Source organism: Pseudomonas sp. GW821-FHT09A09, from assembly GCF_059418405.1.
Genome location: NZ_JBWKPU010000004.1, coordinates 237,705 through 255,195, shown reverse-complemented (window position 1 = coordinate 255,195; position 17,491 = coordinate 237,705). Strand labels below are relative to the sequence as shown.

Below are 17,491 nucleotides of genomic sequence, written 5' to 3'. Positions count from 1 at the left end.
CCCCCCCCCCCCCCCCCCCCCCCCCCCCCCCCCCCCCCCCCCCCCCCCCCCCCGGGCTCCTACAGGGTTTTGTGTTGTCTCTGAGCGCTGTGAACATCATGACCACTCAAACCCTCGACCTCGCCAGCGCCACCCAGGGCTACCGCCGCCTGCTGGCGCGGCGTGCCTGGCTGCTGGCGCTACTGGGCGCCGCGCTGGTCTGCGCCATCCTCGTGGACCTGGCCAGCGGCCCGTCGGGCATGGGCCTGCTGGCGCTGCTCGACGGCATTTTGCACCCCTCCCACCTGAGCGCCACCAACCAGGTGATCATCTGGAACGTGCGCCTGCCCTACGCCTTGATGGCGGTGCTGGTCGGTTGCGCGTTGTCGCTGGCCGGGGCCGAGATGCAGGCCATCTTGAATAACCCGTTGGCCAGCCCCTTTACCCTGGGCGTGTCCTCGGCAGCGGCGTTGGGCGCGTCTCTGGTGATTGTGTTTCCGGTGACCACCGTGTGGGTCTCGGCCAATACCGCCATCTCTATCTCGGCGTTTATCTTCGCTGCCGCCTCGGTGTTTTTGCTGCAAGCCATGTCGCGCCTGCGCGGTGCCGGGGTTGAAAGCCTCGTGCTGTTTGGTATCGCTCTGGTGTTCAGTTGCAACGCGGTGGTGGCCCTGCTGCAGCTGGTCGCCACCGAAGATGTGCTGCAACAGCTGGTGTTCTGGACCCTGGGCAGCGTGACCCGGGCCAACTGGGACAAGCTCGGCATTCTGGCCTTGGTGGTTGCCGTGGTCATGCCGTTTTCCTTCACTGCCGCACCGCGCCTCACGCTGCTGCGCATGGGCGAAGACCGCGCACAAAGCTTTGGGGTCGACGTAAAGCGCCTGCGGTTTTTCTCGCTGCTGCGTATCAGCCTGCTGTCGGCGACCGCCGTGGCGTTCGTAGGCACCATCGGTTTTATCGGCCTGGTGGGTCCGCATATCGCGCGGATCCTGGTGGGCGAAGACCAACGCTTCCTCCTTCCGGCCAGCGCCCTGACCGGCGCGTTGCTGCTGTCGCTGTCGTCCATCGCCAGCAAGCTGATCATGCCCGGGGTGATCGTGCCGGTGGGCATTGTCACGGCCTTGGTGGGCGTGCCGATTTTCGTGGTGCTGGTGTTCAAGCGTGGGAGGCAGTTATGAGTGCAGGGTTATCGGTACACAACGCCAATGTGAGTTACGGGCGCCGGCAGATCGTGCACGACCTGAACCTGCCCACCCTGCCCCACGGCAGCCTGACCGCCTTGATCGGGCCCAACGGCGCCGGCAAATCCACCTTGCTGCGCGCCGTGGCCGGGCTGGAAAAAATGCAGGGCGTTGTACGATTGGGCGACCTTGACCTGTCAGCCATGTCGGTGGCCGAGCGCGCACGGCGCGTCACCTACATGCCGCAGAACTTGCCGCCCGGCCTGAGCCTGAGCGTGATGGAAAGCGTGATTGCCGCCTTGCGCGTGGCCAATACCGACGGCGTTCCCTTGTCCAATGCCGCCTGCCTGCGCGAAGCCTTTGAGGCGTTGCAGCGCATCGGTATCACGCATTTGGCCGATCAATTGTTAAGCACGTTGTCCGGTGGCCAGCGCCAATTGGTCAGCCTCGCCCAACTGATCGCGCGTCGCCCCCAGGTGATGTTGCTCGACGAACCCACCAGCGCCCTGGACCTCAACTACCAATTGAAGGTGATGGAGTGCGTGCGTTCACTGGTGCGTGAGCACAACTTGATCGCCGTGGTGGTGCTGCACGACATCAACCTCGCCGCGCGTTTTGCCGACCGTATTGCGGTGCTGCGCCAAGGGCGCTTGTACGCCAGCGGCACGGCGGATGCGGTGCTCGACCCGCTGATGTTTGCCGAGGTGTACCGCGTGCAGGTGCGCATCGAGCGCTGTTCGCAGCAGTCGTTGCAGGTGCTGGTGGACGGTGCTGTGTGATTCGCTTCTAAGGGTATGCACAAATGTTTCATTGAATTTTCGTCGGTGGAACATTACCTATACCTACAGGCATTCGCTCAAGCATCACCACCTTTGGAGAGCTTCATGATCGACCTGTATTACTGGACTACCCCCAACGGTCACAAAGTATCGCTGTTCCTGGAAGAAGCCGGCCTGCCCTATAAGGTGCACCCGATCAATATCGGCCAGGGCGACCAGTTCAAACCCGATTTCCTGAAGATCGCTCCCAACAACCGCATCCCGGCCATCGTCGATCAACACCCGATCGACGGAGGCGCGCCGATTTCGCTGTTCGAGTCCGGCGCCATCCTGCTGTACCTCGCGGAAAAAACCGGCCAGTTCATTCCCAAAGACCTGCGCGGTCGCCAGGAAACCCTGCAATGGTTGTTCTGGCAAATGGGCGGGTTGGGGCCAATGGCCGGGCAGAACCACCATTTCAGCCAGTTCGCGCCTGAGAAGATTCCTTACGCGATCAAACGCTATGTAGACGAAACTGCCCGTTTGTACGGCGTGCTCGACCGCCGCCTGGCGGATCGTCCCTTCGTGGCGGGCGAGGACTACAGCATTGCCGACATGGCGATCTACCCGTGGATCGTTTCCCACAAGTGGCAGAGCCAACGCTTGGAAGACTTCCCCCATCTGCACCGCTGGTTCAACAGCATCAAGGAGCGGCCAGCGACGGTTCGGGCTTATGAACTGGTGCAGAAGGTCAACCCACCCAAAGCCTGACCCCACCACTCTGTAGGAGCCGGCTTGCCGGCGATGGCGTTAGACCTGCCGCCATCCCTGCTGTGGCTGACGGCCTCATCGCCGGCAAGCTGGCTCCTACAGGTGTGTAATCCGCAAAATAAGCATCGCCTCCCGCTTGCGTCGTTTCGCCGCGCTCACTAACGTAGCGCCTTTACTGACGCTACCCCCGCAGGAGCTTTGCCATGGCCTCGCCAGCCCTCTCACATTTTCTTCCCCGGTTCGGCGTTGCCGCGGCAGTGGCCAGTGCATTAAGCCTGGCCGGTTGCCAGCTCCAGAGCACCCAGGACACCCTGCTCCCTGCCGCCGGCGTACAGCCGATCAAGGGCCTCGCGCAGAACGTCTCGGTACGCCGCAATGCCCAGGGCATGCCGCTGATCGAAAGCAACACCTTCCACGACGCACTGTTCAGCCTCGGTTATGTGCACGCCAGCGACCGCATCACCCAGATGGTCACCCTGCGCCTGCTGGCCCAGGGCCGCCTGGCGGAAATGTCCGGGCCGGAAGTGCTGGACGTCGACCGTTTCATGCGCGCCGTCAACCTGAAGAAAAGCGCCGGCGAGCTGTATAACGCCTCCAGCCCGCGCCTCAAGCGCTTCTTCGAAGTGTATGCGCGTGGCGTCAATGCCTACCTGTTCCGCTACCGCGACAAGCTGCCGCCAGACCTGGCCCAGACCGGCTACAAGCCCGAGTACTGGAAGCCGGAAGATTCGGCGCTGCTGTTCTGCCTGCTGAATTTCAGCGAGTCGAGCAACCTGCAGGAGGAGCTGTCGTCCCTGGTACTGGCGCAGAAAGTCGGGGCCGACAAGCTCGCCTGGCTCACCCCGAGCGCGCCGGATGAACAAATCCCGCAGGCTGAAGCCGACAAGCTCAAGGGCGTGAACCTCGGCCAGATCACCGGGTTGGCCGGACTGGAAGCGGTTGGCCAGCAGCTCAACAGCCTCAACGCGCTGGCCGTGACCACGTCGAACAACTGGGCCGTCGGCCCGCAACGCAGCCGCAGCGGCAAGAGCCTGCTGGCCGGTGACCTCGCGGCCCAGCCGCAAGCGCCATCGCCGTGGAACTACGTGCAGATCCGTGCCCCGAAATACCAGGCCGTCGGCGCCTCGATTGCCGGCTTGCCAACCCTGTTGTCCGGCTTCAACGGCAAAGTGGCGTGGAGCATGAGCGCGGTCAAGGGCGATACCCAGGACCTGTTCCTCGAAAAGGTCAAACGCCAGGGCAACGGGCTGTACTACGAGAACAACGGCAAATGGCTGCCGGCCGGTGTGCGTAACGAGACCTTCTTTATCAAAGGCCAACGTTCGATCCGCGAAGTGGTGTACGAAACCCGCCATGGCGCCCTGCTTAACAGCAGCCAGGCGCTGACCACCGGTTTCGGCCTGGCCCTGCAAACCGCCGACTTCAAGGACGACAAGAGCCTGGATGCGTTCTTCGACCTGTCCCGCGCGCAAAATGCCGGCAAGGCCTCGGACGCGACCCGGGAGATCCGCGCCATCGCCCTGAACATGATCTTCGCAGACGCCAGCAACATCGGCTGGCAAGTCACCGGCCGCTTCCCCAACCGCCGCGAAGGCGAAGGCTTGCTGCCCTCGCCGGGCTGGGATGCGCGCTTTGATTGGGACGGTTACGCCGACGCGATGTTGCACCCGTATGACCAGGACCCGCCCCAGGGCTGGATCGGTACCGCCAACCAGCGCACGGCGCCGCGCGGCTACGGCATGCAACTGTCCAACTCGTGGGACGCGCCGGAGCGCAGCGAGCGCCTCGCGCAACTGGCCAACGCTGGCAAGCATGACAGCCGCAGCATGATCGCCATGCAGTACGACCAGACCACCACGTTCGCCGCCAAGCTCAAGACCATGTTCCAGGCACCGGGCATGGCGCAACCACTGAAACAGGCGATCGACGCCTTGCCAGCAGCCGAGCAAGCCAAGGCCCGCGAAGCCCTGGGCCGCCTGATGGCCTTCGACGGCCGCCTGGTGTCCACCTCCGCAGACGCGGCGATCTACGAGCTGTTCCTGCAGGAAAGCGCCAAGCAGATCTTCCTAGACAAGCTCGGCCCGGAAAACAGCGCGACCTGGAAGGCGTTTGTCAGCAATGCCGGCCTGTCTTACTCCGCCACCGCCGACCATTTGCTCGGCCGCGAAGACAGCCCGTTCTGGGATGACACGCGCACGCCGCAAAAAGAAGACAAGCCGGCGATCCTGGCGCGCAGCCTGGCCGCAGCGATCACCGCAGGCGACAGCCAACTGGGCGGCGATCACAAGGCCTGGCAGTGGGGCAAACTGCACAGCACCACCTGGAAAAACATCAACGGCCAGGTGATCCGTGGCCCGCTGGCCAGTGGTGGCGACCACAACACCTTGAACCCGGCGCCGTACAGCTGGGGCCAAAACTTCAACACCACCCAAGTGCCGGCGCTGCGCATGATCGTCGACTTCGGCCAAGCCGAACCGATGATGGGCCAGGGCGGCATCGGCCAGTCCGGCAACCCGGCCAGCCCGAACTATGCCAATGGCATCGACCCGTCGCTGAAGGCGCAATACCTGAGCTTCCCGATGCAGCCGCAGAACTTCGACAAGGCCTACGGCAAAACCCGGTTGACCCTCACACCCGGCAAGTAATCCGGCCTCACGGCCACAACCAAACCTGTAGGAGCCGGCTTGCCGGCGATGGGCCCTCACCGACGCCATCGCCGGCAAGCCGGCTCCTACAGGGGCGTTGAATCAGATCGAACTTGTTGCGACGGGTTTGCCTCCTAACTGATAAGCCCATTGCCCCGGCACGCCCATGGACCTTGTCATCGCCCGCCCCGAAGGCCTCTACTGCCCCGTCGGTGATTTCTACATCGACCCCTGGCGACCCGTCGAACGCTCGGTCATCACCCACGCCCACGGCGATCACGCCCGCACCGGCAATCAACACTACCTGGCCGCTGCGCCGGGCGAAGGCATCCTGCGTTCACGTCTGGGGCAGGACATCAACCTGCAAACCCTGGTCTACGGCGAACCGCTGGTGCACCACGGCGTGACCTTGAGCTTTCACCCCGCAGGCCACGTGCTCGGTTCAGCCCAGGTGCGCCTGGAATACAGGGGCGAAGTGTGGGTAGCGTCCGGCGACTACAAGGTCGAGCCCGATGGCACCTGCGCGCCGTTTGAGCCGGTGCGCTGCCACACCTTTATTACCGAGTCGACCTTTGGCCTGCCGATCTACCGCTGGCAGCCTCAAGCGCACATCTTCGCCGGGATCAACGACTGGTGGCAGGCGAATATCGCGGCCGGCAAGGCCAGCGTGTTGTTCTGTTATTCCTTCGGCAAAGCCCAGCGCATCCTGCATGGCATCGACGCCAGCATCGGCCCGATCCTCAGCCATGGCGCGGTCGAACCGCTGAATCGGGTGTACCGCGAAGCCGGGGTGTATATCCCCGAAACCCTCTACGCCGGTGATTTCAAGAAGACCGACCCGCTGCTGCGCCAGGCCCTGATCATCGCCCCGCCCTCAGCCGGTGGCAGCAGCTGGATCAAGCGCTTCGGCGATTACAGCGACGCCTTTGCCAGCGGCTGGATGCGCCTGCGTGGCACACGGCGGCGGCGCGGTGTGGACCGCGGTTTTGTGCTTTCAGACCACGCCGATTGGCCGGGCCTGTTGTGGGCCATCGAACAGACCGGCGCCGAGCGCGTGATGGTCACCCACGGTTCTGTCGGCGTACTGGTGCGCCACCTGCGGGAAAAAGGCCTGGATGCCCAGGGTTTCACCACCGAATACGGCGATGACGAAGAAGAGGCCACGGCATGAAGGCCTTCGCCGAGCTGTACGCCAACCTCGACGCCACCACCTCCAGCAACGCCAAGCTGGCGGCCTTGCAAACCTACTTCTCGCACGCGCCGCCCGCCGATGCGGCATGGGCGGTGTACTTCCTGTCTGGCGGACGGCCCCGGCAACTGGTGCCCACGCGCCTGCTGCGGGACATGGCCACTGCAGCGTCAGGCATCGAGCCTTGGTTGTTTGAAGAAAGCTACCAGTCCGTGGGTGACCTGGCCGAAACCATTTCGCTGCTGTTGCCAGAATCGCCCTATACCTCTGAAGACGGCCTGGCGGTGTGGCTGGAAGAAAAACTCCTGCCCTTGAGAGGCTTGCCACCCGGGGACTTGACCGAACGCCTGCCCGCGTTATGGGCACAACTGGATCAACCCAGCCTGATGGTGTGCATCAAGTTGATCACCGGCAGTTTCCGGGTGGGCGTGTCCAAATTGCTTGTCACCCGAGCACTCGCCGCCATGGCCGACCTGGACAGCAAACGCGTGGCCCAGCGGCTGGTGGGCTACACCGACTTGTCCAACCGCCCGACTGCAGAGGGTTACCTCAAGCTGATCGCGGCTGAATCTTCGGACGAGCACGCGCAAAGAGGCGGGCAGCCCTATCCGTTTTTTCTCGCCCATGGTTTGTCGCAACCGCTGGAACAATTCGACGCCCAGCTCGGTTCGCCCGCCGACTGGCAGGTGGAATGGAAGTGGGATGGCATTCGCGCGCAACTGGTCAAGCGTGAGGGGCGCTTGTGGGTCTGGTCTCGCGGCGAAGAACTGGTTACCGAGCGTTTTCCTGAGCTGCACAGCCTGGTGAGTGGTTTGCCGGATGGCACGGTGATCGACGGTGAAATTGTGGTGTGGAAGGACGCGGTGCAACCCTTTGCCCTGCTGCAACAGCGCATTGGTCGCAAGACTCTGAGCAAAAAGGTACTCGACGAGGCGCCCGTCGTGGTCCTCGCCTACGACCTGTTGGAATATCAGGGCGACGACTGGCGCAACCACACCCAGGCCGAGCGCCGCGCCCAACTCGAACAGGTGATCAGCTTGTGCAACCAGCCTGTGTTGATTCCATCACCGTTGCTGACGGGCGCCACTTGGCAGGACCTTGCGCAGCAGCGCGAAGCCTCTCGCCAGCTTGGGGTGGAAGGCATGATGCTCAAGGCACGCGACGGCCTCTACGGTGTGGGTCGCACCAAGGACATGGGCGTGTGGTGGAAATGGAAGGTCGACCCGTTCAGCGTCGACGCCGTGTTGATCTATGCCCAGCGCGGCCACGGCCGGCGCGCCAGCCTGTACAGCGACTATACCTTTGCCGTGTGGGACGGCCCGCCCGGCAGCGAGCGCACGTTGGTGCCGTTCGCCAAAGCGTATTCAGGGCTCACCGACGAAGAGATGCGCAAGGTCGACGCGATTGTGCGCAAGACCACGGTGGAGAAGTTCGGCCCGGTCAGCAGCGTGACGCCGAGTATGGTGTTTGAGCTGGGGTTTGAGGGGATTGCCCTGTCCAAGCGGCATAAAAGTGGAATCGCCGTGCGTTTCCCGCGGATGTTGCGGTGGCGGCAGGATAAGCAGGTGGAAGAGGCGGACAACCTCGCCACCCTCCAAGACCTCCTGACCTGACATCTCCCTGGCAAACACTGCAAATCAATGTGGGAGCCGGGCTTGCCCGCGATAGCGGTGGATCAGACAGAGAGATGTAGCTGACCCATCGCTATCGCAGGCAAGCCAGCTCCCACATTTTGATCAATGCCAGGATCCAAAATAGTGCACTGAAAAACCAATGCCCATTTTCGGGCATCTCCTACACTCAAAACGCCCTCGTCTCACCTTTTAAAACGCTCATTCGGAACTATGGTGCAGAAATTGCTACTTGAGATCCGTCTGACACCGTTCAGTAACAGTCCTAAACGCGCCACAAGCGCTTATCTTGGTTTCCAGGGATTACATAATGAAAAAAGCATTGCTGACCCTTTCTGCACTGGCTCTGTGCATGGCTGCAGGTGTTGCGACAGCCAAGGAATACAAGGAATTGCGTTTTGGTGTCGATCCGTCCTACGCGCCGTTCGAGTCCAAGGCCGCTGATGGCAGCCTGGTGGGCTTCGATATCGACCTGGGCAATGCGATCTGCGCCGAGCTGAAGGTCAAGTGCAAGTGGGTTGAAAGTGACTTCGACGGCATGATTCCGGGCCTCAACGCCAACAAGTTCGACGGCGTGATCTCCTCGATGACCGTGACCGAAGCCCGTGAAAAGGCGATCGACTTCTCCAGCGAGCTGTTCTCCGGCCCGACGTCCCTGGTGTTCAAAAAAGGCGCGAACTACTCCACGCCTGAGTCCCTCAAGGGCAAATCCGTGGGCTACGAGCAAGGCACCATCCAGGAAGCCTACGCCAAGGCCGTGCTGGACAAAGCCGGTGTGACCACCAAGGCCTACGCCAACCAGGACCAGGTGTACGCCGACCTGACTTCGGGCCGACTGGACGCTTCCGTGCAGGACATGTTGCAAGCCGAGCTGGGTTTCCTGAAGTCGCCAGCCGGTGCTGACTACGAAGTCAGCAAGGCCATCGACGACCCATTGCTGCCGTCCAAAACTGCGGTCGGTATCAAAAAAGGTAACAAAGAGCTCAAGGCGTTGCTCGATAAAGGTATCAAAGCGTTACACGATGATGGCACCTACGCCACCATCCAGAAGAAACACTTCGGCGACCTGAACCTGTACAGCGGTAAATAACACCCCGGCGCCCACCTGTTTCAGGTGGGCGCTTTTTTATCGCCATAGGTCCTGAATTCATGTTTGAAGATCTTTTACAAACCCTGGGGCTGAGTGCCTTCAGCTTGAAAGGGTTCGGCCCACTGTTGCTGCAAGGTACGTGGATGACCGTGAAGTTGTCGGTCGCCTCCCTGGCCGTCAGCGTCTTGCTGGGCCTGCTCGGCGCCAGCGCCAAACTCTCCAGCGTCGCCCTGTTGCGCGTTCCGGCGCAGATCTACACCACCCTGATTCGCGGCATACCCGACCTGGTGCTGATGCTGCTGATTTTCTACAGCCTGCAGATCTGGCTGACCGGCCTCACCGACTTCATGGAATGGGAGTACATCGAGATCGACCCATTCAGCGCCGGGGTCATTACCCTGGGCTTTATCTACGGTGCCTATTTCACCGAGACCTTTCGCGGCGCGATCCTCGCGGTGCCCCGTGGCCAGCTTGAAGCGGCGACCGCCTACGGGCTCACCCGTGGCCAGCGGTTTCGCTTCGTAACCTTCCCGCAGATGATGCGCTTTGCCCTGCCCGGCATTAACAACAACTGGTGCGTGATGCTCAAGGCCACGGCGCTGGTGTCGATCATCGGCCTGGCAGACCTGGTAAAGGCCGCCCAGGATGCGGGCAAAAGCACCTATCAACTGTTCTATTTCCTGGTGCTCGCCGCCTTGATCTACCTGCTGATCACCAGCGCATCCAACGTCGTGCTGCGCTGGCTTGAACGCCGTTACTCCGCTGGGGCCCGGGAGGCCGTGCGATGATCGAACTTATCCAGCAATACTGGCGGCCTTTCCTGTATAGCGACGGCCAGCACATCACCGGGCTGGCCATGACCCTGTGGCTGCTCAGCGCGGCATTGGTCATCGGTTTCGTGGTGTCGATCCCGCTCTCCATCGCCCGGGTTTCGCGCAAGCGCTACATCCGCTGGCCGGTGCAGTTCTACACCTACCTGTTTCGCGGCACGCCGCTCTATATCCAGTTGCTGATCTGCTACACCGGCATCTACAGCATCGCAGCAGTGCGTGCGCAACCGGTGCTGGACGCGTTCTTTCGCGATGCGATGAACTGCACCATCCTGGCCTTTGCCCTCAACACGTGCGCCTACACCACCGAGATCTTCGCGGGTGCGATTCGCAGCATGGCTCATGGCGAAGTCGAGGCGGCCAAGGCCTATGGCCTGACCGGCTGGAAGCTGTATGCCTACGTGATCATGCCCTCGGCGTTACGCCGTTCGTTGCCCTACTACAGCAACGAAGTGATCCTGATGCTTCACTCAACCACCGTGGCCTTTACCGCGACCGTGCCCGACATTCTCAAAGTGGCCCGGGACGCCAACTCGGCCACGTACATGACCTTTCAATCATTCGGCATCGCTGCGCTGATCTACCTGACCGTGACCTTTGCCCTGGTCGGTCTGTTTCGCCTGGCGGAGCGCCGTTGGCTGGCCTTCCTCGGGCCGAGCCACTAAGGAGTCTTCATGCGTCATCAGGTACATGATCTGATCGCGCCGGTGCCAGGTACGGCGCGGCAGATTCACAGTTTCCACTTCGGCCCGGAAGCAGCCGCTGGCAAGGTCTACATCCAATCGTCGCTGCACGCCGATGAACTGCCGGGCATGCTGGTGGCCTGGCACTTGAAAGTACGCCTGGCCGAGTTGGCCGCCGCCGGGCGCCTGCGCAGTGAAATCGTGCTGGTGCCCGTCGCCAACCCGGTGGGCCTGGAACAGGTGCTGATGGATATTCCGCTGGGCCGCTACGAGTTGGAAAGCGGGCAGAACTTCAACCGCTGGTTCGTGGACCTCAGCGACGAAGTCGGCAACAGGGTCGAGGACCTGCTGGGGGACGATCCCCAGCACAACGTCGACCTGATCCGCGCCGCGCTGTCCACTGCCTTGGCAGCACACACCGCCGACACCCAGCTGCATTCCCAACGCCTGGTGTTGCAACGCCTGGCCTGCGATGCCGACATGGTGCTGGACCTGCATTGTGATTTCGAAGCCGTGGCACACCTGTACACCACGCCTGAAGCCTGGCCGCAGGTGGAACCGCTGGCGCGCTATATCGGCTCGGAAGCCAACCTGCTCGCCACCGATTCGGGCGGGCAGTCCTTCGATGAGTGTTTCACCCTGGTGTGGTGGCAACTGCAGCAACGCTTCGACGGGCGGTTCCCAATCCCCATGGGCAGCTTTTCGGTGACCGTCGAGCTGCGCGGCCAAGGTGACGTCAATCACGGCCTGGCCGCCCTCGACTGCCAGGCGATCATCGACTACCTGATCCACTTCGGCGCGATTGCCGGTGACGTGGCGCCACTGCCCGACCTGCCCTACCCGGCCACGCCGTTGGCGGGGGTGGAACCGGTGGCCACGCCTGTCGGCGGTTTGCTGGTGTTCAGCGCCCTGCCCGGCGAATACCTGGAAGCCGGGCAACTGATCGCCGAAATCATCGACCCCATTACTGACCGCGTAACGCCTGTGCACTGCCAGAAGGCCGGCCTGCTTTACGCCCGTTCGCTACGGCGCATGGCCACTGCCGGGATGGTCATCAGCCATGTCGCTGGCAGCGAGGCCTACCGCAGCGGCTACCTACTTTCGCCTTGAGGATGCACGCCCCATGTACAAATTGACCGTTGAAGGCCTGCATAAAAGCTATGGCGACAATGAAGTGCTCAAAGGTGTCTCACTCAAAGCCAAGACCGGTGACGTCATCAGCCTGATCGGCGCCAGCGGCTCGGGCAAAAGCACTTTTTTGCGCTGCATCAACTTCCTGGAAACCCCCAATGACGGCGCGATGACCCTCGACGGCCAGCCGATCCGAATGGTCAGCGACCGCCACGGCATGCGCGTGGCCGACGATGCCGAACTGCAACGCCTGCGCACGCGCCTGGCGATGGTGTTTCAACACTTCAACCTGTGGAGCCACATGAGCGTGCTGGAAAACATCACCATGGCCCCGCGCCGGGTGCTGGGCTGCAGCAAGAAGGACGCCGAAGACCGCGCCCGCCGTTACCTCGACAAGGTGGGCCTGCCGGCACGCGTGGCCGACCAGTACCCGGCATTCCTGTCCGGTGGCCAGCAGCAACGGGTGGCCATCGCCCGCGCGCTGGCCATGGAACCGGAGGTGATGCTGTTCGACGAACCCACCTCGGCCCTTGACCCGGAACTGGTGGGTGAAGTGTTGAAGGTCATCCAGGGCCTGGCCGAGGAAGGCCGCACCATGATCATGGTGACCCACGAGATGAGCTTTGCGCGCAAGGTGTCGAGCCAGGTGCTGTTCTTGCACAAGGGCCTGGTTGAGGAACAAGGCGCGCCTGAGGATGTATTGGGCAATCCGAAGAGCGAGCGCCTGCAACAGTTCTTGAGCGGTAACTTGAAGTAAACCTTTGCTGCGCCTGGAGGGTCTTTGAAAGAGAGCCTCCAGAGCGTCAGCCGCCGAATGGCAAAACCCGTCGACTTCGCCAAAAAATGGTTTGCCGCCAAAGGCTGGAAACCGTTCGCCTTCCAGAAAGCCGTGTGGGCAGCGGTGAAGGACGGTCAGTCCGGTTTGCTGCATGCCAGCACCGGCGCGGGTAAAACCTACGCGCTGTGGTTTGCGGCCCTCAATCGTTTCGCCATCATTCGCCCGCCTGTCACCGCAAAGCGTAAACCGCCTGCCGAGCCTTTGACTGTGCTGTGGATCACGCCGATGCGTGCGCTGGCCGCCGACACCGCGCGCGCCCTTGAGGCGCCATTGCAGGCGCTGCAGATTCCGTGGAGCGTCGGCCTGCGTACCGGCGACACCAGCAGCAGCGAGCGCGCGCGCCAGACCCGCCGCCAGCCCACCGCACTGGTCACCACCCCGGAAAGCCTGACGCTGATGCTCGCACGGGCCGACAGCGAGGCGAGCCTTGGGCACCTGCGCATGGTCATCGTGGATGAATGGCACGAACTGATCGGGAATAAGCGCGGCGTGCAACTGCAACTGGCGTTGGCCAGGATGCGGCGCTGGCACCCTGAGCTGATGGTGTGGGGGATCTCGGCAACCTTGGGTAATCAGTCCCACGCCTTTGAGGTATTGGTCCCGCAAGGCAACGGAATCAATGTGCAGGGGCAAACCGCCAAGCAGTTAATCGTCGATACCCTGGTGCCCCCAGTGACCGAGCGTTTTCCGTGGGCCGGACATCTGGGTTTGAAGATGCTGCCGCAAGTGGTCGCCGAGGTGGACGCCAGCACCAGTTGCCTGGTGTTTACCAACACCCGTGCGCAATCGGAGATCTGGTATCAAGCGCTGCTGGAGGCGCGGCCAGATTGGGCAGGGCTGATCGCGTTGCATCACGGTTCGCTGTCCCGGGAAACCCGCGACTGGGTCGAACGGGCATTGAAAGAAGGCCAGCTCAAGGCCGTGGTGTGCACCTCCAGCCTGGACCTGGGGGTGGATTTCCTACCGGTGGAGCGGGTGCTGCAAATTGGCTCGGCCAAGGGCGTGGCGCGCCTGATGCAACGCGCCGGGCGTTCGGGGCATGCGCCGGGGCGCCCCTCGCGGGTGACGCTGGTGCCGACCCATAGCCTGGAGTTGGTGGAGGCCGCCGCGGCCCAGGACGCCATTGCCCGGCGGCATATCGAAGCCCGGGAATCCCCCCACAAGCCGTTGGACGTACTCGTACAACATCTGGTGAGTATGGCTTTGGGAGGCGGTTTTACGCCGGATGCACTTTTGGCTGAAGTTCGCGGCGCCTGGGCGTATCGCGATCTCACCGACGCCGATTGGGCCTGGGCCCTGGGGTTTGTGCGCCATGGAGGCCTGTCGCTGACGGCCTACCCGGATTACCGCCGCGTCGAGCCGGATGAGCACGGCATCTGGCGCGTCCCGGATGCACGCCTGGCACGTCGGCATCGCATGAGCGTGGGCACGATTGTCAGCGATGCCAGTATCCACCTGAAGTTCTGGAGCAAGGGCGGCGGCGGCAAGAACCTGGGGAGTGTCGAGGAGGGCTTTATTGCACGGCTAAAACCGGGGGATGGCTTTCTGTTCGGCGGGCGCCTCTTGGAATTGGTGCGGGTGGAAAACATGACCGCGTACGTAAAGCGCAGCACTGCGAAAAAGGCCGCCGTGCCGCGCTGGAATGGCGGGCGAATGCCGCTTTCCAATGAGTTGGCGCAGGCGGTGGTGGAACGCTTTGACGCTGCTGCACACGGGCACTTCGATGGCCCGGAAATGCAGGCAGTGCAACCCTTGTTGCAAACACAGTTGCGCTGGTCCGGGCTACCGACACGCAAGCATTTATTGGCCGAGGCCCTGAAGTCTCGTGAGGGGTGGCACCTGTTTCTCTACCCCTTCGCCGGTCGGCAGGTGCACCTGGGGCTGGCGAGCCTGTTGGCGTGGCGGGTCAGCCGTGATCAAGCAGTCACTTTCTCGATCGCGGTCAACGATTACGGGATGGAATTATTGAGCGCCACCGAAGTGCAATGGCCGACCTTGCTGAACGAGGCGTTGTTGAGCCCCGACACGCTGTTGGAAGACGTCGTTGCCAGCCTGAACGCGGGAGAACTGGCCCTGCGGCGCTTTCGCGAGATAGCACGCATTGCCGGGCTGGTATTCGCCGGCTACCCCGGCGCGCCGAAAAGTACGAGGCAGGTACAGGCTTCCAGCGGGTTGTTCTTTGAGGTGTTCAAGCAATATGACCCGCAGAACCTGCTGCTGGCCCAGGCGGGGGAAGAAGTCTTGCGTGATGAATTGGATATTCGCCGGCTGGAACAGACGTTACGTCACCTGTCGACACTGAAATTGGACATGCATCTGATCGAACGTCCCACGCCCCTGGCCTTCCCACTGCTGGTGGAGCGGATGCGCGAAAGCATGAGTTCGGAAAAACTCTCGGAACGCATCGCACGGATGGTCAGGGACCTTGAAAAAGTCGCGGACAACGGGAAGCGTTGATGGCCTGTTCAGTCATGCTTGAGGGTGAAGAACTGTGGCTGCTGGCAGACAAGGCGGTTTATTGGCCCGCTCGCCGCTGCCTGCTGATCGCAGACGTGCACTTTGGCAAGGCCTCAGCCTATCGCCGCCTGGGGCAGCCGGTGCCCCAAGGCACCACCACGGAAAACCTGGCGGTGCTGGATCGGCTTCTGGCGGCTTTTGCGTGCGAGCAGGTAATTTTTCTCGGCGACTTCCTGCACGGTCCGGGCTCCCATGCATCGGGCACCCTGGGCGCGTTGAGGGCGTGGCGAGCGCAAAACGCCTCGCTGTCCCTGGTGCTGGTGCGCGGTAATCACGACAAACGTGCTGGCGACCCGCCCATCGATTTGAACATCGAGGTGGTTGCAGAGCCGTTGCTGATGGGACCATTTGCCCTGCAGCATGAACCTCAGGCCCATCTCAGCCACCACGTGCTGGCGGGGCATGTGCACCCGGTGTATCGCTTGCGCGGTAAAGGCCGGCAGAGCTTGCGCCTGCCGTGCTTTCAGATCGGCAAACGCGTGAGCTTGCTGCCAGCGTTTGGTGCCTTTACGGGCGGTTATTCAGTGGAATCGAACGACGATCAGCAGGTATTCGTGATCGGCGATGCAGAGGTATGGCCGGTACGCTGAAGAACCGGCCATGTCTGCTGCACACCTCAATCAGGCGACAGGTGCGGGTGGCGGCTCATCAGGAAGGGTGGGCTCACCGGGCTCGGTGGGCTGCTGTGGCCAGTCTTCATCGGGCTGGCCGGGAATGCCGCCCGCAAACGCTGGGTCAGCCATCAGGGACCAGGCCAGAACGCCAATCTGGTTGGGTTCAAGCCGGGCGAGTTCGGCGCTTATTCGCGGGTCGAGCTTCATAAAGTACTCCTCAAGCGTGGCTCGGCGCGTTTTGCACGCGCCGAGGCAGTACACCCAATAGAGTCACTTCCCGCAGACAAATTCCCTTTGCGTGTAAGACCTTTCGATCAAGCGCGTGGGAGAGTAACGCCGCGCTGGCCCTGGTACTTACCGCCACGGTCTTTATAGGACACTTCACAGGCCTCGTCGGACTGCAGGAACAGCATCTGTGCCACGCCTTCGTTGGCGTAGATCTTCGCCGGCAGCGTGGTGGTGTTGGAGAACTCCAGGGTCACGTGCCCTTCCCACTCAGGCTCAAGCGGTGTCACGTTGACGATGATGCCGCAACGCGCGTAGGTGCTTTTACCCAGGCAAATGGTCAGCACGTCGCGGGGGATACGGAAGAACTCCACGGTGCGTGCCAGGGCGAAGGAGTTGGGCGGGATGATGCACACGTCGCTCTTGATGTCGACGAAGCTCTTTTCGTCGAAGTTTTTCGGATCGACGGTCGCCGAGTTGATGTTGGTGAACACCTTGAACTCATCGGCGCAACGCACGTCGTAGCCGTAGCTGGAAACCCCGTACGAAATCAGGCGTTCGGCGCCTTCACCGCGCATCTGGCGCTCTACGAAGGGCTCGATCATGCCGTGCTCTTGCGCCATGCGGCGAATCCACTTGTCCGATTTGATGCTCATGGCGGGTGTCCTGAATAGCGAGGTGGAAAAATTCTGTGGGGCATCTTACCGGGGCCGGCCCCGGGGTTCAAAGGCCATGGGGCTTTTCTTGACGAATGCACAGGCTGCTGTAAGCCGCGGCCAGCGGGGCCGGGACCTGCGTTGCAGGCGGCCGGTGACCGTAAATACCACCGCCAGTCACGAAAATAGAGAAACCTTCGGAAATATCATTGGCACGTCCCGGAAAAAGGGTTAAGGTGGCGCCACTGTGCTGCTTGTGTCACTGAGAATCTCTACACGATATGTTGAATTTCGATCCAACCATCTCCAAGAATTTTTCCTGCTCTTTGCACTCAGTCTCGGCCAGGGCTTTTCCTGAGTCGCAGTTAACTTTGTCCAAGGAGATACACCATGTCTAATCGCCAAACTGGTACCGTTAAGTGGTTCAACGATGAAAAAGGCTTCGGCTTCATCACTCCACAATCCGGTGACGACCTGTTCGTTCACTTCAAAGCTATCCAATCCGACGGCTTCAAAAGCCTGAAAGAAGGCCAACAGGTTTCTTTCATCGCTACCCGCGGTCAGAAAGGCATGCAAGCTGAAGAAGTTCAAGTTATCTAACTTGTACTGACTTAGTCGAAAAGACCCCGCCCTTAAAAGCGGGGTTTTTTTATGCCTGCCATTCGGTGCTACACCTTCCCTCTTAGGAGCCCGGCTTGCTGGCGATAGCGATCTCAAAGCCGCCATCGCCGGCAAGCCGGGCTCCTACAAGGG

General features: G+C 61.9%; 16 protein-coding genes. 14 read left to right on the top strand and 2 right to left on the bottom strand.

Features of this window, described 5'->3' with window-relative positions:
- Window positions 1-98 precede the first annotated feature (98 nt).
- The 13 genes from AC07OV_RS05530 (at window position 99) to pdeM (ending at window position 15,833) form a co-directional block, all read left to right on the top strand.
- The gene (locus AC07OV_RS05530; protein WP_495091743.1) at window positions 99-1,157 is read left to right on the top strand and encodes a FecCD family ABC transporter permease; all 1,059 of its coding nucleotides are present in this window, start codon (window positions 99-101) and stop codon (window positions 1,155-1,157) included.
- Window positions 1,154-1,939 carry an ABC transporter ATP-binding protein gene (locus tag AC07OV_RS05525; protein WP_176994722.1) on the top strand — a complete coding sequence of 262 codons (786 nt, stop codon included), beginning with the start codon at window positions 1,154-1,156 and terminating at the stop codon, window positions 1,937-1,939. The genes AC07OV_RS05530 and AC07OV_RS05525 overlap by 4 nt, the downstream gene beginning before the upstream one ends.
- Window positions 1,940-2,044: 105 nt before the next feature.
- Window positions 2,045-2,689 carry a glutathione S-transferase N-terminal domain-containing protein gene (locus AC07OV_RS05520; protein WP_494999014.1) on the top strand — a complete coding sequence of 215 codons (645 nt, stop codon included), beginning with the start codon at window positions 2,045-2,047 and terminating at the stop codon, window positions 2,687-2,689.
- A gap of 203 nt (window positions 2,690-2,892) precedes the next feature.
- Window positions 2,893-5,334: a penicillin acylase family protein gene (locus AC07OV_RS05515; RefSeq protein ID WP_495091742.1), complete on the top strand. Its 2,442-nt coding sequence runs from the start codon at window positions 2,893-2,895 to the stop codon at window positions 5,332-5,334.
- Between the two features lie 166 nt (window positions 5,335-5,500).
- Entirely contained in the window at window positions 5,501-6,505 is a 1,005-nt protein-coding gene (locus tag AC07OV_RS05510) for a ligase-associated DNA damage response exonuclease (RefSeq protein ID WP_495091741.1), read from the top strand.
- Window positions 6,502-8,136 (top strand): ATP-dependent DNA ligase, encoded by a 1,635-nt coding sequence (locus tag AC07OV_RS05505; RefSeq protein ID WP_495091740.1) that lies wholly within the window; start codon window positions 6,502-6,504, stop codon window positions 8,134-8,136. Before AC07OV_RS05510 ends, AC07OV_RS05505 begins: the two co-directional genes overlap by 4 nt.
- Window positions 8,137-8,464: 328 nt before the next feature.
- Complete coding sequence (locus AC07OV_RS05500) at window positions 8,465-9,244, top strand: transporter substrate-binding domain-containing protein (RefSeq protein ID WP_176994717.1); 780 nt, start codon at window positions 8,465-8,467, stop codon at window positions 9,242-9,244.
- A 59-nt stretch (window positions 9,245-9,303) separates the two neighbouring features.
- A complete protein-coding gene (locus AC07OV_RS05495; protein ID WP_176994716.1) occupies window positions 9,304-10,032 on the top strand; it encodes an ABC transporter permease in 729 nt (242 codons plus the stop codon).
- Window positions 10,029-10,739 (top strand): ABC transporter permease, encoded by a 711-nt coding sequence (locus tag AC07OV_RS05490; protein WP_176994715.1) that lies wholly within the window; start codon window positions 10,029-10,031, stop codon window positions 10,737-10,739. The genes AC07OV_RS05495 and AC07OV_RS05490 overlap by 4 nt, the downstream gene beginning before the upstream one ends.
- Window positions 10,740-10,748: 9 nt before the next feature.
- The gene (locus tag AC07OV_RS05485) at window positions 10,749-11,867 is read left to right on the top strand and encodes a succinylglutamate desuccinylase/aspartoacylase family protein (protein ID WP_495091739.1); all 1,119 of its coding nucleotides are present in this window, start codon (window positions 10,749-10,751) and stop codon (window positions 11,865-11,867) included.
- 13 nt (window positions 11,868-11,880) lie between these two features.
- On the top strand, window positions 11,881-12,645 hold the full coding sequence (locus tag AC07OV_RS05480) for an ABC transporter ATP-binding protein (protein WP_012722621.1): 765 nt from the start codon (window positions 11,881-11,883) through the stop codon (window positions 12,643-12,645).
- A gap of 57 nt (window positions 12,646-12,702) precedes the next feature.
- Window positions 12,703-15,183 (top strand): ligase-associated DNA damage response DEXH box helicase, encoded by a 2,481-nt coding sequence (locus AC07OV_RS05475; RefSeq protein ID WP_495091738.1) that lies wholly within the window; start codon window positions 12,703-12,705, stop codon window positions 15,181-15,183.
- Window positions 15,183-15,833, top strand: a complete 651-nt coding sequence (pdeM, locus tag AC07OV_RS05470; RefSeq protein ID WP_176994713.1) for a ligase-associated DNA damage response endonuclease PdeM — start codon at window positions 15,183-15,185, stop codon at window positions 15,831-15,833. Before AC07OV_RS05475 ends, pdeM begins: the two co-directional genes overlap by 1 nt.
- 30 nt (window positions 15,834-15,863) lie before the next feature.
- On the opposite strand, the gene AC07OV_RS05465 is transcribed toward pdeM, so the two are convergent.
- The gene (locus AC07OV_RS05465) at window positions 15,864-16,064 is read right to left on the bottom strand and encodes a hypothetical protein (protein ID WP_176994712.1); all 201 of its coding nucleotides are present in this window, start codon (window positions 16,062-16,064) and stop codon (window positions 15,864-15,866) included.
- A 107-nt stretch (window positions 16,065-16,171) separates the two neighbouring features.
- Complete coding sequence (dcd, locus tag AC07OV_RS05460; protein WP_016973172.1) at window positions 16,172-16,738, bottom strand: dCTP deaminase; 567 nt, start codon at window positions 16,736-16,738, stop codon at window positions 16,172-16,174.
- Window positions 16,739-17,128: 390 nt separating this feature from the next.
- Between dcd and AC07OV_RS05455 the strand changes: the two genes are divergently transcribed.
- On the top strand, window positions 17,129-17,338 hold the full coding sequence (locus AC07OV_RS05455; RefSeq protein ID WP_002554837.1) for a cold-shock protein: 210 nt from the start codon (window positions 17,129-17,131) through the stop codon (window positions 17,336-17,338).
- Window positions 17,339-17,491 lie beyond the last annotated feature (153 nt).

Bases quoted from the DNA above. Each gene is read 5' to 3' on its own strand.
- AC07OV_RS05475 (WP_495091738.1), top strand. From the start codon at position 12,703: ATGGCAAAACCCGTCGACTTCGCCAAAAAATGGTTTGCCGCCAAAGGC.
- AC07OV_RS05510 (WP_495091741.1), top strand. From the start codon at position 5,501: ATGGACCTTGTCATCGCCCGCCCCGAAGGCCTCTACTGCCCCGTCGGT.
- AC07OV_RS05515 (WP_495091742.1), top strand. From the start codon at position 2,893: ATGGCCTCGCCAGCCCTCTCACATTTTCTTCCCCGGTTCGGCGTTGCC.
- AC07OV_RS05525 (WP_176994722.1), top strand. From the start codon at position 1,154: ATGAGTGCAGGGTTATCGGTACACAACGCCAATGTGAGTTACGGGCGC.
- AC07OV_RS05495 (WP_176994716.1), top strand. From the start codon at position 9,304: ATGTTTGAAGATCTTTTACAAACCCTGGGGCTGAGTGCCTTCAGCTTG.
- pdeM (WP_176994713.1), top strand. From the start codon at position 15,183: ATGGCCTGTTCAGTCATGCTTGAGGGTGAAGAACTGTGGCTGCTGGCA.
- dcd (WP_016973172.1), bottom strand. From the start codon at position 16,738: ATGAGCATCAAATCGGACAAGTGGATTCGCCGCATGGCGCAAGAGCAC.
- AC07OV_RS05530 (WP_495091743.1), top strand. From the start codon at position 99: ATGACCACTCAAACCCTCGACCTCGCCAGCGCCACCCAGGGCTACCGC.
- AC07OV_RS05520 (WP_494999014.1), top strand. From the start codon at position 2,045: ATGATCGACCTGTATTACTGGACTACCCCCAACGGTCACAAAGTATCG.
- AC07OV_RS05485 (WP_495091739.1), top strand. From the start codon at position 10,749: ATGCGTCATCAGGTACATGATCTGATCGCGCCGGTGCCAGGTACGGCG.
- AC07OV_RS05455 (WP_002554837.1), top strand. From the start codon at position 17,129: ATGTCTAATCGCCAAACTGGTACCGTTAAGTGGTTCAACGATGAAAAA.
- AC07OV_RS05500 (WP_176994717.1), top strand. From the start codon at position 8,465: ATGAAAAAAGCATTGCTGACCCTTTCTGCACTGGCTCTGTGCATGGCT.
- AC07OV_RS05490 (WP_176994715.1), top strand. From the start codon at position 10,029: ATGATCGAACTTATCCAGCAATACTGGCGGCCTTTCCTGTATAGCGAC.
- AC07OV_RS05480 (WP_012722621.1), top strand. From the start codon at position 11,881: ATGTACAAATTGACCGTTGAAGGCCTGCATAAAAGCTATGGCGACAAT.
- AC07OV_RS05465 (WP_176994712.1), bottom strand. From the start codon at position 16,064: ATGAAGCTCGACCCGCGAATAAGCGCCGAACTCGCCCGGCTTGAACCC.
- AC07OV_RS05505 (WP_495091740.1), top strand. From the start codon at position 6,502: ATGAAGGCCTTCGCCGAGCTGTACGCCAACCTCGACGCCACCACCTCC.